Raw genomic sequence first — 13,953 nt, 5'->3', positions numbered from 1 at the left:
GGTTGGCCATCCCTGACGGCCGTCTATGCGCTGCGGGATTTTAGCTGGCAGCGGCGGCCGCGCAGGGCGAGATGCATCCGTCGAGCCGCTTTTGGCCCGCAATGGGCGGAATTCCGCCACGCCCCGCACGCGGCCTCGATCCACCCATTTGTTACAGACCTGGACTGGTTGGCGCAGTGCCGGAGGTGTCCGGCCCTACTTTGTGGTCTGCAAGCCATTCGATGGATACGCCTGCATCACGGGTGGCCATCCGTGCGTCTCTGCCTGACACGCCTGGCACCATGCATAAAGGGCGTCGTACATGACCATTCCATGGCCGAGCATGGCGTGGTCGTCGGTAAACAGGTGCGACAGCCCCAGCGACAGGGCGTACAACCCGCCTGATTCCGAGGTCAAGTCCAGCCTCGAGGTGTCGGCGCCCCGAACAATCCTGGCCAACCGATGCAGTGCCGGGTTTCCCGCCAACTGGAACTTCTCAAGAAATGCGTCGAAGCTGCATAGGTCGCCCACATGCGTCAGCTCGACGCCGGGAATGTCGTAGGGAATCGCTCCCGTTTCCCGGGCCAAGCGCAACACGTCCCCTGGCGGTACGTAGAGAAACTCGGGCGCCGCATCGATGAAGCGGGCGATCAGCCACGGACACGCGATGCGGTCGATCTTGGGGCGTTCTCGGGTGATCCATTGCATGATGGGCTCCTTGAAGGAAGGCCTAGTGCATCAGCGGATAGACGACCAGGCCAATGAGCGCGGCGCCTGCGACGATGGCCGGTTCGGGCAACTTCTTGAACCGCAGCAACAGCCCGATGGTGATGACGGCCAACGCCAGGGTGGGCGCATCGACGATCGAGCGCCGCGCAATCACGATGACGGCGCCGGCGATGGCGCCTACCGCCGCGGCCGTGACGCCATTGACGAAGGCAATGATGGCGGGCAGCTTGCCGTACTTCTTGAAGTACGGCGCCGGCAGAATAGTAAAGAGATAGCAGGGCAGAAAGGTTGCCGCCGCCGCCACGCTGGCGCCGGGCAAACCGGCCACCAGATAGCCGATGAAACCAACCGTGATGACCACGGGCCCGGGCGTGATCATCGCCACCGCCACGGCGTCGACGAACTGACCATCGTTCAGCCAATGGAACTGGGTGACGACGCTGCCGTACAGGAAAGGCACGATAGCCAGGCCCGAGCCAAAGACAAACGCGCCGGCCTTGGCGAAGAAGATAGCGATCTGCGTCAATAGCGGCCAGTCGATGGCGGCTAGCGGACTGCCGGCCGCGGGTAGCGATACGGCGGCAAGCGCCGGCAGATTGCCGGATTTCAGCCATAGGGGCGGCGCGCGCCGGAGCCAGTTGATGACGCCAGCCACCAGGAACAGCCAAGCGACTTCCGACTCCGTGATGACGGTAACGGCGGCGAGCGTCAGGTAGATCGCCCACAGCAGCTTGTCCTTGCCGACATTCTTGGTGGTGAGCTTATAGCCGCTGATGGCAATGATGCCAATCACGGCCGCGCCCACGCCGTAGAACACGGCCTGCATCCAGACCAGCCCGCCGAAGCGCACATAGGCCCAGCCCAGGGCGACGACCATCAGGAAGGACGGAAGTACGAACGCGATGCCCACCAGCGTGGCGCCGAGGACGCGGTAATGCACGTAGCCAAGGTAGATGGCGAGTTGCGCGGCCAGCGGACCGGGCGCAAGTTGAGCCAGGGCCAGGCCCTCCTTGTAGTCAGCCTCCCCGATCCAGCCCCGTCTTTCCACCAGGTCGCGGTGCATGTAGCCTGCCAACGCGACCGGGCCGCCAAAGCCCAGCGAGCCCAGGCGGACGAAATACCAGAGCAGTTGCCAGAGGGCGTAACGCGGCGGGGCAACGGCGTTTTGCGCGGTAGGGTCTTGGATCGAAGTCGTCATGGCAGGCGCCTTGAAGACAGATAGTTCAGAAAGCTCAGGCTTTGCGGCCGCCGGAAAAATGGGCGTACAGCGAATCCAGCATTGCGCCGGCTTCGGCCAGCAACGTATCGTCATCGGACCAGCGTTTGCGCGCGCCAGCCAGCATGGCATCGAAGCCGGCGGCCTCTGGAGGCGCGGCGCCGCCCACGTCAAGCGCGTGCACCAGTGCTGCGAGGCGGGCGAGGCCACGGTTTTCTTCCAGGCCAAAGCTGGCGAGCAGAACCTCGAACGACACCCTGTCGCCCACGTGCGTGAAGGTGGCGCCGTCAAAATCAAAGCCCAGGGCATCGGCGGGGCACTCCGCCGGGTTCTCCAGCCATAGAAAGCGCGCGGACGGATCAATGAAGCGCTGGATCAGCCACGCACAGGCGACCCGGTCGACCCAGATATGGCGCCGGGTCGCCCAGAGTCGACCTTGATGGCGCATGGGATCGCGGCGCGCGATGCCGCCTTCGGCGGCGCGGGGTTCGCCAGGCGATTGCAGGGATTCGATGGCATTGGCGAAATCGCGCTGCTGTGTCTGAGCGCGCAGCGATGTTTCAGACGGGAAGAAATCGATCTGGCGCAACGCCTGGTAGCTGCGCTCGAAACGGCGCAGCAGGCGGTTCAGTTCCGCCACGTTCAAAGCGTCCAGCGTCTGACGCGCCTGGGCCAGCTCCGCCAGCCAGGCATCGTAGTCGGCCGAGCGATCGAAAAGGGCCTGGAACGCGGCGGATTCGTCCTTGTCCTGGGGCTGGACCCCCAGCAGCCAAGCCTGGCCGCCTGCCCAGCGTGCGCCGGCAGTAGATAGGCTCCATCGCGTAAGGCGGCGCAGCCCAGGATCTTGAGCTTGCGCCAGATGCGCATGCGCGCCGTGGCTCCGCCGGTGGGCAGGCTGACGATCAGCAGAAGCCAGGAGGGTGTGAGCGAGGAGTCCATGGAGAGCAGAGTAAGAAAACGTCGTGATCGCTGCAATCATGTAGAGATCGCTACGGCAGTTTTTTGATTTCCCCGATTAGCTTCGTGGTTTCTTCCACAACATCCCCCCAGGGGGGATATGATCCATGCATGAACAGACCCGATCCTCATCATCATCACGACGCCGTGGCCAAACGCCTCAAGCGGGCCGAAGGGCATTTGCGCAGCATTCTGTCGATGATGGAAGAACACCGTCCCTGCCTTGAGTTGGCTCAACAGCTGTACGCGGTCGAGCGTGCCATTTCCCAAGCCAAGAAGATCCTCATTCAGGACCATATCGACCACTGCCTGCAGGATGCGGTGGGAGAGCTGAACGAGGACAGGCAGCGCACGATCGACGAATTCAAAGAAATCACCAAGTATCTCTAAGCGCGCTATCCATGTTGTCTTTTTCCGATCTGATCGCCCAGGGCGCGTCGCACGCCTGGCTGTTTATTCCCAGCGCCATTCTGCTGGGCGCTCTGCACGGGCTGGAGCCCGGCCATTCCAAGACGATGATGGCGGCATTCATCGTCGCGATCCGGGGATCGGTGTGGCAGGCGGTGCTGCTGGGCATCACCGCGACCATTTCGCACACCTTTATCGTGTGGGGGATCGGCCTGGGAGGAATGTATCTCTGGCGCGGGGTCGACGCGGAAGAGCTGGAGCCTTATTTTCAACTGGCGTCCGGGGTCATCATCGTGCTGATCGCGGCCTGGATGTTCTGGCGGACCTGGCGCGACCAGCATGGCGCGGGCCACGCCCATCATCACCATGACCATGATCACAGCCACGGACATGAGGCTCATTCCCATGGCGCGGAGCGGCGCGAGATCGATACCGGACACGGTCTGGTCGCGCTGGAGGTGTTCGAGGACGGCGTTGCGCCGCGCTGGAGACTCACCAGCCTGCGGGGCGGGAATTGGCAAGCGCAGGACGTTTCCGTGACGACAGAGAGGGTCGACGGTGCGCGCCAGGCGTTCCGTTTCGCGCAGAAGGACGGCTATCTGGAGTCGGTTGAAGACATTCCCGAACCGCACGAGTTCATGGCCCGCCTCACCCTGGGTCACGGCGGGCATGTCCACAGCTATGACATCGCGTTCATGGAGCCGGATGAGCACCGGCATGACCACCTCCACGAAGAGCTGCGAGGCCTGGAGGTCGTAGGCGAGGGATACCAGGATGCACACCAGCTCGCGCATGCCAATGACATCCGCCGGCGCTTCACGAACCGGAACGTGACCAACTGGCAGATCGCCCTGTTTGGTCTGACCGGCGGACTGATCCCCTGCCCGGCGGCGATCACCGTGCTCTTGTTGTGCCTGCAGCTAAAGGAGTTCACACTGGGTGCCGTGCTGGTGCTGTGCTTCTCGATCGGACTGGCCGTCACGCTGGTGACGGTTGGAGCCGTCGCGGCGCTGAGCGTGCGCCAGGTCAACAAGCGCGCGCCATGGTTCAGCGCTGTGGCCCGGCGTGCTCCTTATCTCTCCAGCCTGCTGATCATCGCCGTAGGCATCTATGTGGGAATGAACGGATGGCTGGGCCTCCCCGCCAGATGACGCGCCGGCCGGGAGCCGCGGAGCAGTACCCGAAGGGCAACGCGCAGCGTGCGTCCGGCGCCAGGGTGAAACGCCATGAGATCGAAGACGAATACACAAGACGCGTCGGACGGTACGGGCGGCAGGAAACGGACGCCTTGGCGGGAGATCCCGCCCGGGGTGTGGGCGCTGGGGTGCGTCAGTCTGCTGATGGATATCTCCTCGGAGATGATTCACGCGCTGCTGCCGGCCTATCTCGTCACCGTGCTGGGCACCTCCGTGCTGACGGTCGGCGTGCTCGAGGGGATCGCCGAGGCGACGGCGTCCGTTACCAAGATCTTTTCCGGGGCGCTTAGCGACTGGCTCGGCAAGCGCAAGCTCCTGGCAGCGATCGGCTACGGGCTGGCGGCCTTGACCAAGCCGGTCTTCCCTCTGGCTTCGTCCGTTGAATGGCTGTTCGCGGCGCGCTTCATCGACCGGGTCGGCAAGGGTATCCGAGGCGCGCCGCGCGACGCGCTCGTCGCCGACCTGTCTCCCCCCCGCTTGCGCGGCGCCAGCTTCGGCCTGCGGCAGTCGCTGGATACCGTCGGCGCCTTCCTGGGACCGCTGCTGGCCATCGGTCTCATGTGGCTGACAGCGGACCACTTCCGAGCCGTGTTCTGGGTTGCCGTTGTGCCGGCCTTCCTGTCGGTGGCGCTGATCGTAGTCGGGGTGAGCGAGCCTGAACGCTCCCCGGCGCTCCGGCAGGTGCGAATGCCGCTACACCCCGACGAGCTGCGCCGCCTGGGCGCGGGCTTCTGGTATGTGGTCGCCGTGGCGGGGGTGTTCACGCTCGCGCGCTTCAGCGAAGCCTTTCTCATCCTGCGGGCGCAATCGGCCGGGGTATCGCTGACACTGGTCCCGCTGGTACTGGTGATCATGAGCCTTGTGTACTCAGTCTCAGCCTATCCGGTGGGAATCCTGTCCGATCACATGAACCGGCCCACGGTACTCGCCATCGGCCTGGCTGTGCTGGTGCTGGCAGATCTGGTCCTGGCCTGGTCGAGCGGCATCGCCGGGGTCGCTGCCGGCGTCGCGCTCTGGGGCTTGCACATGGGCTTCACCCAGGGCCTGCTGACGACACTGGTCGCCGATGTCGCGCCGCCAGAGCTGCGCGGCACCGCGTTCGGCGTCTTCAACCTGATCACAGGCGTTACCGTGCTCGTGGCGAGCGTCCTTGCCGGAGCGCTGTGGGACATGGGCGGTCCTCAAGCCACGTTCCTGGCCGGCGCGGGTTTCGCCTTGCTGGCGCTGGCTGGCTTGTGGGGGTTACGCGGCCGGCTGGTTGAAAAACCTCGGTATGTCGATGGATGAACGTCCATGTACAAGCTTGGCGAAGCGCGAAGCGATGGTCCTAATGCCGGGTCCTTCGCGCCCGTCAAAGACTCCTCAGGAAATCGACGAGCGCCTTGTTGACTGCCTCGGGGGCTTCCTGTTGCAACCAATGCCCCGCACCGGAAATGACTTCGGCAGCGCGCAGTTGGGGAACGAGGGCCGGCATGGCCGCGATGATCTGGTCCATGCCGGGAATCGCCAGGCCAGTATCCCTTTCCCCTACGAGATAAAGCGCAGGCACACCCACCGTCTTTCCCTCCAAGGCCCCCTGCAGCGCCCAATTGCGGTCCAGATTCCGGTAATAGTTAAGGCCGCCACGAAACCCGCTGGCTGTGTAGCTTTGTACAAAGGCAGCCAGATCCGACGGAGTAAGCCAGGCCGGCAAGGTCTGGGGGACCGGCAGCGAATCGAGCAGGCCACGGCCAGCGGCTACCATGCCAAACGGATTGGGCGTAGCGGGGTCGTCGCGCGGCCCGGCGTCGCCCGATGCCGCGAAGTAGATGGCGCGAAGGGTTGCGCTGATGTCGCGCTCGAACTCCTCTTCAGCAATTCCCGGCTCGTTGAAGTAATGCGTGTAAAACGCGGCGGACTCGGTTTTCGGGAAGAGGCGGCTGGGCGCAGCCGGCGCTCTGCGCATCATGGGAACGCCCAGGGCGACGACGGCCCGGAAGCGGTCCGGACGCAGTTGGGCTGCCTGCCATGCAATGCTGGCCCCCCAATCGCTCCCCACGATCACCGCGTCATCGGCCCCCTCGCTTTCGATAAGCGCGACAAGATCGCCAATGACATCCAAGGTCGTGAACGCCGCCACATCCGCCGGGCTGTCGCTGGCGCCATAACCGCGCAAATCCGGGGCCACGGCGCGGAATCCCGCCCGGGCCAGGACAGGAAGCTGGTGGCGCCAGGCATAGGCGGTCTCCGGGAAACCGTGGCACAGCAAGACGAGGGGGCCTACGCCCTGGGCCGTGACATTGAGCGTGATGCCGTTGACGGTCACAGCGCGTGTTTCAAGGTCGATCATCGGGGAAGCTCTCAGGAAGTATCCGGTGCAGCTATAATACCGTAACACCTATAGTTACGGTAAATCGATCCCATGGCCAATGACACCCGTCTTGCCCGCCTGCTGCACGTCTTGATCCACATGCATTTGCGCGGCGGCACGACCACTTCTGGAACGCTGGCCCAGATGCTGCATACGAATGAGGTGGTGGTGCGCCGATCCATGGCGGCGCTGCGCACCGCCGGCATGGTGACCTCCACGGGCGGGCGCAATGGCGGCTGGGTACTGGCCAGGGGACTGGAAACCATCACCGCGCGCGACGTCCATGAAGCCATCGCCCACGGCACGGTCTTTGCCATCGGGCCAGCCGACGACAATCCTGCTTGCCCCGTCGAACGGGCAGCGAACCAGTTGGTGGCGGATTCCCTGCGCGCAGGCGAGCATGCCTTGCTGCAACGCCTGGGCGCGGTATCGCTTGCCGAGCTCGCCGCGGAGATTGCGGCGCGCGAGGAAGGATGACGCCCGAGCTTTTATCGCTGTTCCAGCTACTGTTCCTTCAGCCCCAACGACTTCATCAGCGGGGCGAACAATTTCTTTTCGTCCTGCACGCGCGCGGTATAGTCGGCCACGCTCAGCGGTAGCGCCTCGGCGCCCGCATCGAGAAAGCGCGCCTGGATCTCCGGCCGCGCAAGCACCTTGTTGATTTCGGCGTTCATGCGATCGACCACATCATCGCGGGTGCCTGCGGCGGCATACATGCCGAACAGGCTGTCCGCGAAAACGCCGTCGATGCCGACCTCGGAAAAGGTTCGTATGTCGGGCGCCACGGCGGCGCGTTGCCGGCTCGCCACCGCCAGTACCTTCAGCTTGCCCGCTTGCACCATGGGAAAGACCGTGGCGGGTCCAAACGCGAAGTCGATCTGACCCGCTGCCAGGTCTTGTATCGCTGGCGCCACGCCGCGATACGGCGCATGGGTGGCCTGCATGCCAGTGGCCTGCTTGAGCAGCTCGCCAGCCAGATGCGGCGTCGTGCCGTTTCCGGCCGAACCGTAATTGAGAGGATCGGGCCGCTTGCGCGCGTATGCCACGAACTCTTCGAGCGTATCGACGCCAAGCGAGGACCGGACAAACAGGAACAATTGGCTATTGGCCAGCAAGGCAACCGGCCGCAGGTCCTGCTGCGGATCGAACGGCATGCTGGCGAACATCACTGGATTGACCGATTCGGTCGTCGATGGATTGAGCAGGAAGGTATGGTTGTCTCCACCATTGCGCACCACCTCGGCTCCCGCCACGTTGCCGCCCGCACCGCCGCGATTCTCCACGATAACGGTCTGCTTCAAGGCGTCGGCCAGGTGCGGCTGCACTGTGCGCGCCAGCACGTCGACCAGCCCTCCGGGCGCCAGCCCCACGACCAGGCGCACGGGCTTGACGGGCCAGGCCTGAGACGGCGTTTGCGCATGGCTGCCCGTCGCCCAGCCAGTCAACGCCAGCATCATCATGGCCAGACAACGTCTACGCAACAGCATGCGATTCTCCTTTTGGGGGCTCACCCCGCGATCCCGCGCCCGGTGCGTCATGCCGCACCACTGTTAAGCGCCTCGATGCCTCATCGCGGCGGCCCTATATCTGCCGCTCATTCTTCACAAAAGTTTAAGCATAAAGAATTCCGGATAACCCTAATTTGCCGGCGACAAGCGCGGCTCGTGGGCCCGGCTTTAGTCCGAACAAAAAAAACGGGATGACTCCAATTCGAGCCTCCCGTTCATATTGCAAGGTCTGTCGTCAAGCGGATTGGCAGCGCGGGCCGCGCCCAAGAAACAGCGGCTTCCCAAGCTTCAGGCGAAGGTTCGATTCCTGAAGGTTCGATTCCCTCCTTTACCCGCTCCAATCCCTCTCTTGATTACGCCACCTCCCACAACGCCGCTGTCAGCCCCAGCAACAGCAGGATCGCCGACGCGATGAACCATCGCACGGTTTTGCGGTATTCATTCTCGGCTTCATCCTCCAAACGCAAGGCGCGGTAAAGAGCTATTACCTGCAGCAGGCTGGCGAGCAACAAGCACACGCCCGGCAGCACGGACAGCGCGCTCCAATCGCCCGGCGCATCGAAGCCCCAGTAGCGCAGGAAACCCAGCGAAAAGCCCAGCAATACTGTGATGGCCGTAATCAATCCAGCCCGAAAGCCCTGAGGCAGGTCGCGTGGCCTGTGGCTGCGGGTCCGTACCAAGTCGTCGTCCGGCGCTTCCGGTGTCGTCATTGAGATACTCCGCACTGAGTACGCTACGGCCCGCCCGCTACCGGTTCATGTGGGAGGGAAACTGACGTCCTGCCGTCACGCGGGGCCAGGTTGAATTGATTATGGCTGATATCGCAGCGCACTGGGATGGCCGAAGTTGGCAAGCTCAATGAACCTGACGCCTTACGCCTTCGCTACCCGCAAATATGTAACAGCCCCGCCCTCCCCCCTTGAACCCTAGAACATCATCCCTATAATTAGCACTCGACACCGGTGAGTGCTAACAAGCGTTCCCGGGCCTAACCGATCATTTCCTTCTCTTTTTTGCAACAGGAGTTCCTCATGGCCTTGCGTCCCCTGGGCGATCGCGTGATCGTCAAACGCCTCGAAAACGAGCGCAAGACTGCATCGGGCATCGTTATCCCCGACAGCGCCGCTGAAAAGCCCGATCAGGGTGAAGTCGTGGCCGTCGGCCCCGGCAAGAAGACCGAAGACGGCAAGATCCTGCCGGTCGACCTGAAGGCTGGCGACAAGGTGCTGTTCGGCAAGTACGCCGGCCAGTCCGTGAAGGTTGACGGCGAAGAGCTGCTCGTCATCCGCGAGGACGAAATCCTCGCCGTGGTCCAGTAAACCCCGCCTCAAACGAATTTTCGAAGGAAGCTAAGAAATGGCTGCCAAGCAAGTACTGTTCGGTGACGACGCCCGCGTGCGCATCGTCCGCGGCGTGAATGTTCTCGCCAATGCTGTCAAGACCACCCTGGGCCCCAAGGGTCGCAACGTCGTGCTGGAGCGCTCGTTCGGCGCCCCGACCGTGACCAAGGACGGCGTGTCCGTCGCCAAGGAAATCGAACTGAAGGACAAGTTCGAGAACATCGGCGCCCAGCTGGTCAAGGACGTTGCCTCCAAGACCTCCGACAACGCCGGTGACGGCACCACCACCGCCACCGTGCTGGCCCAGGCCATCGTCATGGAAGGCCTGAAGTACGTTGCCGCCGGTTTCAACCCGATCGACCTGAAGCGCGGCATCGACAAGGCTGTCGCCGCCGCCGTCGCCGAACTGAAGAAGCAATCCAAGCCGGTCACGACCAGCAAGGAAATCGCCCAGGTCGGCTCGATCTCCGCCAACAGCGACACCTCCATCGGCCAGATCATCGCTGACGCGATGGACAAGGTCGGCAAGGAAGGCGTCATCACCGTCGAAGACGGCAAGTCGCTGGAAAACGAGCTGGACGTCGTCGAAGGCATGCAATTCGACCGCGGCTACCTGTCGCCCTACTTCATCAACAACCCGGACAAGCAAGTTGCCGCTCTGGAAGATCCGTTTGTCCTGATTTTCGACAAGAAGATCAGCAACATCCGCGACCTGCTGCCCGTGCTGGAACAAGTTGCCAAGTCGAGCCGTCCGCTGCTGATCATCGCTGAAGACGTCGAAGGCGAAGCCCTGGCCACCCTGGTTGTGAACAACATCCGCGGCATCCTGAAGACGACCGCCGTCAAGGCTCCTGGCTTCGGCGACCGCCGCAAGGCCATGCTGGAAGACATCGCCATCCTGACGGGCGGCACGGTGATCTCCGAAGAAACCGGCATGTCGCTGGAAAAGGCCGGCCTGGCTGAACTGGGCCAAGCCAAGCGCATCGAAGTGGGCAAGGAAAACACGACCATCATCGACGGCGCTGGCGACAGCAAGTCGATCGAAGCTCGCGTCAAGCAAATCCGCGTCCAGATCGAAGAAGCCACGTCCGACTACGACCGTGAAAAGCTGCAAGAACGCGTGGCCAAGCTGGCCGGCGGCGTTGCCGTGATTCGCGTTGGCGCTGCCACCGAAGTCGAAATGAAGGAAAAGAAGGCTCGCGTCGAAGACGCCCTGCACGCCACCCGCGCTGCAGTGGAAGAAGGCGTTGTGGCTGGCGGCGGCGTTGCTCTGCTGCGCGCCAAGCAAGCCATCGCTGACCTGAAGGGCGACACGCCTGACCAGAACGCCGGCATCAAGCTGATCCTGCGTGCTGTGGAAGAGCCGCTGCGCACCATCGTCACCAACGCCGGCGAAGAAGCCAGCGTGGTCGTCAACACCGTGCTGAACGGCAAGGGCAACTACGGCTACAACGCCGCGACCGGCGAGTACACCGACCTGGTCGAGCAAGGCGTGCTGGATCCCACCAAGGTGACCCGCACCGCCCTGCAGAACGCCGCTTCCGTCGCCAGCCTGCTGCTGACCGCCGAAGCTGCCGTGGTCGAACTGGCCGAAGACAAGCCCGCTGCTCCGGCCATGCCCGGCGGCATGGGCGGCATGGGCGGCATGGACTTCTAAGTCCCGCCATCCTTGCAAGGCCTCCCCGGCTCCGGCCGGGGAATGCAGTATCCCGAAAAACCCCCGGTCCTTCGCCCCGGGGGTTTTTCTTTTTCCGCAACGCGGCCTCGCCAAAGAACACGTTTGCGCACAATCTGCGGGTTTCGCCGCAGCGCATGCGTCCCTACAATGAAGGCTCTCCCAGAACGAGCCGAGTCCCATGCGTTTGCCCCCGACCCTGTTGCGCGCCCTGCGTCCGTCCGAAATCGGCGGGCTGTTGATGGACTCGGCCAAACAGTGGTCCACCCATCGCGCGTCCAGCAAGGGCGCGGCGCTGGCGCTGTACATGGTGTTTTCGCTGGCGCCCATGCTGATCCTGGTGATCGCGGTGGCGGGCGCGTTTTTCGGCGAAGATGCGGTGCGCTCGGAGCTGTTCTCGCAGCTGCGCGACCTGACCGGCGAGCGCGGCGCGGAAGTCATCCAGACGGTGCTGGCCAGCGCCCATGAATCGGGCAAGGGCTGGATCGCCGCGCTGATCTCGATTTTCGTGCTGATCTTCAGCGCCACCACGGCCTTCGCGGAACTGAAGGCCAGCCTGGACGAATTGTGGGAAGTCTCCGCGAACCAGAAAAGCGGGCTGCACAGCATGGTCCGCAGCCGCATGCTGTCGTTCGGCCTGGTGCTGGTGCTGGCGCTGTTCCTCTTGATATCGCTGACGGTGAACGCCGCTCTCGGGGCCGCGCGCGGCTATTACGGCGATCTATGGACGGCTTCGTCCTTCGCCCTGGTGGCGGAGTGGATCTCCAGCCTGTTTTCCTTCTCCATCGTGGTGGCGCTGTTCGCGGTCATCTACAAGCTGCTGCCCAGCGCGAAGATCTCGTGGCCAGACGTGATTCCGGGCGCCATCGTGACGGCGGCGCTGTTCCTGGTGGGCAAGTGGGGCATCGGCGTCTATCTCAGCCGGGGCGCGGCGGTGTCCGCCTATGGAGCGGCGGGATCGCTGATCGCGCTGTTGCTGTGGATCTACTATTCGGCGCAGATCTTTTTCTTCGGCGCGGTATTCACGCGCCAGTTCGCGCTGCGCTTCGGCCGGAAAAGCGCGCCCGCGGCGGAATCGACACCCGCAGCGGACGCCTGAACCCGACGCTCTCAGGCGGCGTCGTCCTGCGGCTCCAAGCCCGCCATCAGGCGCAGGCATTTCAAGAAGACCGGCCGCAGATCCTCTGGGATGGGCGCCAGCACCTCCGCCTCCACGGCGGCATCCTGCGGCAGGATGCGCGCCAACAGGGCAATGCCCTCTTCCGTGATCTCCAGCGCATAGGCACGCCCGTCCTGGGCCGAACGCTTGCGGCGCACGTAGCCCTTTTTGGTCATACGCGCGATCATTTCAGCGAAGGAATTGCGGTCCAGCGCGATAAGTTCGGCGATGCGGTTCTGGGTCGCGCCCGGATTCTGGTAGACGGTGATCAACAACGCCTTCTGGCGCGGGGTCAGGTCTTCGTCGGGAAAGGCCTGGGCAAACAGGGCTTCGGCGCGGAAGTGGGCCCGGCGCAGCAGATGCGATGCAACCTGGGTCAGGTCGAATGCCTGCAGGGCCTGGGCTGCGGCCTGCTTGGCGGGGATACGTCGGGATGCAGCAGTCATCGGGCTTCCAAGGAATGGGTGTCAGCGGTCATGACATGGCGCCGCAATGCCATAAGATAGCTCACGCCCCTTTCAGACTTCATCATGTCCTGCCTTTCCGGTAGTCGGTCAAGCCCACGCCGGTATGGCGCTTGAAGAACTTGCCCAAATAGGAGGCGTCAGCGAAATGCAGCTCCTCCGCAATCTGCTGCACGGATTTCCTGGGCTGGGTAAGGCGCTTTTTTATCTCCAGCACGACCTGCCTGTCGATCAGCGTTTTGGGCGCGTCGTTGAAGAATCTCTTGCTCAACTGCGACAGGTAGTACGGAGTGATGTGCAGCAGCCCTGCATAGAATGCCACGCCGCGCTGTTGCACGCAGTGCTGCGAGATCAGTTCCCAGAATTTCCAGCAGACCGCTTCCGATCTGCTGAAGTCATTCCTCATGCCGGCCCCAAGGCCGTCTGTCTTTTCACAGATCCACAAGAACAGGTTCTGGACATGGTTGACGATCATGGTCCGCTGATAGGTGACGCACTGCTCATGAATCAGCGCCGCCTGGCCTTCCCAGGCCTTTGAATACTGCGGCGACAGCTTTTCGGCAGCGAAGAACGGCGAACGGCTCAAGAAGGAAAACAGGCTGTTGGGTAGGGCGTGCGCAATCTCCGCAGCGATGGACCGGTTCATCAAATAGCAGGCGCATGAATAGTCATCCGACTTGCGTTTGATGAGCGCGATGGAATCTTCCGCCAAGACCAGCAGATCGTTTTTCTTCATCCGGTGCGGCTTGAAGTTCACTTCCCACTCGGCGCTGCCCTCGCGGCAGATCAACACCACCACATACGCCAACGCCAAGGGGTGACCCACCTGTGCGTCAAAGCTATTGAGGCCGATGGCCAGGTCTTCGATGCCTGTATCCGAGAGTTGAGAGAGTGTTTTCATTTACGCTGAAATATTAAATCTTCACCCATGAATTTCCGCAATTTTGTTTTCAAAATTACCTAATCTACTCA

14 protein-coding genes and 1 pseudogene are annotated in these 13,953 nt (G+C 63.0%); 7 read left to right on the top strand and 8 right to left on the bottom strand.

Translation table 11 applies throughout. The annotated features are described in order from the left end of the window. Window positions 1-195: 195 nt before the first annotated feature. The 3 genes and pseudogenes from N5C88_RS02035 to N5C88_RS02025 form a co-directional block, all read right to left on the bottom strand. A complete protein-coding gene (locus N5C88_RS02035; RefSeq protein WP_280014561.1) occupies window positions 196-687 on the bottom strand; it encodes a chromate resistance protein ChrB domain-containing protein in 492 nt (163 codons plus the stop codon). 22 nt (window positions 688-709) lie between these two features. Beyond that, window positions 710-1,906: a chromate transporter gene (locus N5C88_RS02030; RefSeq protein ID WP_280014560.1), complete on the bottom strand. Its 1,197-nt coding sequence runs from the start codon at window positions 1,904-1,906 to the stop codon at window positions 710-712. Between the two features lie 34 nt (window positions 1,907-1,940). Continuing rightward, window positions 1,941-2,863, bottom strand: a pseudogene (locus N5C88_RS02025) (chromate resistance protein ChrB domain-containing protein). Between the two features lie 129 nt (window positions 2,864-2,992). Between N5C88_RS02025 and N5C88_RS02020 the strand changes: the two are divergent. The 3 genes from N5C88_RS02020 (at window position 2,993) to N5C88_RS02010 (ending at window position 5,772) form a co-directional block, all read left to right on the top strand. Then, window positions 2,993-3,271, top strand: coding sequence for a metal-sensing transcriptional repressor (locus tag N5C88_RS02020; protein ID WP_059371413.1), 279 nt, complete (start codon window positions 2,993-2,995; stop codon window positions 3,269-3,271). A gap of 11 nt (window positions 3,272-3,282) precedes the next feature. Continuing rightward, on the top strand, window positions 3,283-4,440 hold the full coding sequence (locus N5C88_RS02015) for a nickel/cobalt efflux transporter (RefSeq protein ID WP_280014559.1): 1,158 nt from the start codon (window positions 3,283-3,285) through the stop codon (window positions 4,438-4,440). A gap of 147 nt (window positions 4,441-4,587) precedes the next feature. After that, entirely contained in the window at window positions 4,588-5,772 is a 1,185-nt protein-coding gene (locus tag N5C88_RS02010; protein ID WP_280014675.1) for an MFS transporter, read from the top strand. Between the two features lie 64 nt (window positions 5,773-5,836). On the opposite strand, the gene N5C88_RS02005 is transcribed toward N5C88_RS02010, so the two are convergent. Then, entirely contained in the window at window positions 5,837-6,814 is a 978-nt protein-coding gene (locus N5C88_RS02005) for an alpha/beta hydrolase (RefSeq protein WP_280014558.1), read from the bottom strand. Between the two features lie 72 nt (window positions 6,815-6,886). Between N5C88_RS02005 and N5C88_RS02000 the strand changes: the two genes are divergently transcribed. Then, window positions 6,887-7,312 carry an Rrf2 family transcriptional regulator gene (locus tag N5C88_RS02000; protein ID WP_280014557.1) on the top strand — a complete coding sequence of 142 codons (426 nt, stop codon included), beginning with the start codon at window positions 6,887-6,889 and terminating at the stop codon, window positions 7,310-7,312. 26 nt (window positions 7,313-7,338) lie between these two features. Here N5C88_RS02000 and N5C88_RS01995 read toward each other — a convergent pair whose 3' ends face one another. Together N5C88_RS01995 and N5C88_RS01990 are read right to left on the bottom strand one after the other, a co-directional pair. Then, window positions 7,339-8,322, bottom strand: a complete 984-nt coding sequence (locus tag N5C88_RS01995; RefSeq protein WP_280014556.1) for a tripartite tricarboxylate transporter substrate-binding protein — start codon at window positions 8,320-8,322, stop codon at window positions 7,339-7,341. 374 nt (window positions 8,323-8,696) lie between these two features. Beyond that, window positions 8,697-9,053 carry a hypothetical protein gene (locus N5C88_RS01990; RefSeq protein WP_118931344.1) on the bottom strand — a complete coding sequence of 119 codons (357 nt, stop codon included), beginning with the start codon at window positions 9,051-9,053 and terminating at the stop codon, window positions 8,697-8,699. 321 nt (window positions 9,054-9,374) lie between these two features. Here N5C88_RS01990 and groES point away from each other — a divergent pair, with 321 nt between their 5' ends. The 3 genes from groES (at window position 9,375) to N5C88_RS01975 (ending at window position 12,457) form a co-directional block, all read left to right on the top strand. After that, complete coding sequence (gene groES, locus N5C88_RS01985) at window positions 9,375-9,662, top strand: co-chaperone GroES (RefSeq protein WP_006221616.1); 288 nt, start codon at window positions 9,375-9,377, stop codon at window positions 9,660-9,662. A gap of 37 nt (window positions 9,663-9,699) precedes the next feature. Beyond that, complete coding sequence (groL, locus tag N5C88_RS01980) at window positions 9,700-11,340, top strand: chaperonin GroEL (RefSeq protein ID WP_054451905.1); 1,641 nt, start codon at window positions 9,700-9,702, stop codon at window positions 11,338-11,340. Between the two features lie 199 nt (window positions 11,341-11,539). Beyond that, window positions 11,540-12,457 carry a YihY/virulence factor BrkB family protein gene (locus N5C88_RS01975; protein WP_059371386.1) on the top strand — a complete coding sequence of 306 codons (918 nt, stop codon included), beginning with the start codon at window positions 11,540-11,542 and terminating at the stop codon, window positions 12,455-12,457. Window positions 12,458-12,468: 11 nt separating this feature from the next. Here N5C88_RS01975 and N5C88_RS01970 read toward each other — a convergent pair whose 3' ends face one another. After that, window positions 12,469-12,963, bottom strand: coding sequence for a MarR family transcriptional regulator (locus tag N5C88_RS01970; RefSeq protein WP_059371385.1), 495 nt, complete (start codon window positions 12,961-12,963; stop codon window positions 12,469-12,471). A gap of 82 nt (window positions 12,964-13,045) precedes the next feature. Further along, a complete protein-coding gene (locus N5C88_RS01965) occupies window positions 13,046-13,882 on the bottom strand; it encodes a helix-turn-helix domain-containing protein (protein ID WP_280014555.1) in 837 nt (278 codons plus the stop codon). Window positions 13,883-13,953 lie beyond the last annotated feature (71 nt).

The organism is Achromobacter sp. GD03932 (assembly GCF_029839485.1).
Taxonomy (GTDB): Bacteria; Pseudomonadota; Gammaproteobacteria; order Burkholderiales; family Burkholderiaceae_B; genus Achromobacter; species Achromobacter bronchisepticus_A.
The sequence above is the reverse complement of the archived record's forward strand: the minus strand, read 5'-3'. Positions and strand labels throughout refer to the sequence as shown.

What these genes read in the sequence shown, in the direction of transcription:
- N5C88_RS02035 (WP_280014561.1), bottom strand. Translation starts at nt 687, where the DNA reads ATGCAATGGATCACCCGAGAACGCCCCAAGATCGACCGCATCGCGTGT.
- N5C88_RS02030 (WP_280014560.1), bottom strand. Translation starts at nt 1,906, where the DNA reads ATGACGACTTCGATCCAAGACCCTACCGCGCAAAACGCCGTTGCCCCG.
- N5C88_RS02020 (WP_059371413.1), top strand. Translation starts at nt 2,993, where the DNA reads ATGAACAGACCCGATCCTCATCATCATCACGACGCCGTGGCCAAACGC.
- N5C88_RS02015 (WP_280014559.1), top strand. Translation starts at nt 3,283, where the DNA reads ATGTTGTCTTTTTCCGATCTGATCGCCCAGGGCGCGTCGCACGCCTGG.
- N5C88_RS02005 (WP_280014558.1), bottom strand. Translation starts at nt 6,814, where the DNA reads ATGATCGACCTTGAAACACGCGCTGTGACCGTCAACGGCATCACGCTC.
- N5C88_RS02000 (WP_280014557.1), top strand. Translation starts at nt 6,887, where the DNA reads ATGGCCAATGACACCCGTCTTGCCCGCCTGCTGCACGTCTTGATCCAC.
- N5C88_RS01995 (WP_280014556.1), bottom strand. Translation starts at nt 8,322, where the DNA reads ATGCTGTTGCGTAGACGTTGTCTGGCCATGATGATGCTGGCGTTGACT.
- N5C88_RS01990 (WP_118931344.1), bottom strand. Translation starts at nt 9,053, where the DNA reads ATGACGACACCGGAAGCGCCGGACGACGACTTGGTACGGACCCGCAGC.
- groES (WP_006221616.1), top strand. Translation starts at nt 9,375, where the DNA reads ATGGCCTTGCGTCCCCTGGGCGATCGCGTGATCGTCAAACGCCTCGAA.
- groL (WP_054451905.1), top strand. Translation starts at nt 9,700, where the DNA reads ATGGCTGCCAAGCAAGTACTGTTCGGTGACGACGCCCGCGTGCGCATC.
- N5C88_RS01975 (WP_059371386.1), top strand. Translation starts at nt 11,540, where the DNA reads ATGCGTTTGCCCCCGACCCTGTTGCGCGCCCTGCGTCCGTCCGAAATC.
- N5C88_RS01970 (WP_059371385.1), bottom strand. Translation starts at nt 12,963, where the DNA reads ATGACTGCTGCATCCCGACGTATCCCCGCCAAGCAGGCCGCAGCCCAG.
- N5C88_RS01965 (WP_280014555.1), bottom strand. Translation starts at nt 13,882, where the DNA reads ATGAAAACACTCTCTCAACTCTCGGATACAGGCATCGAAGACCTGGCC.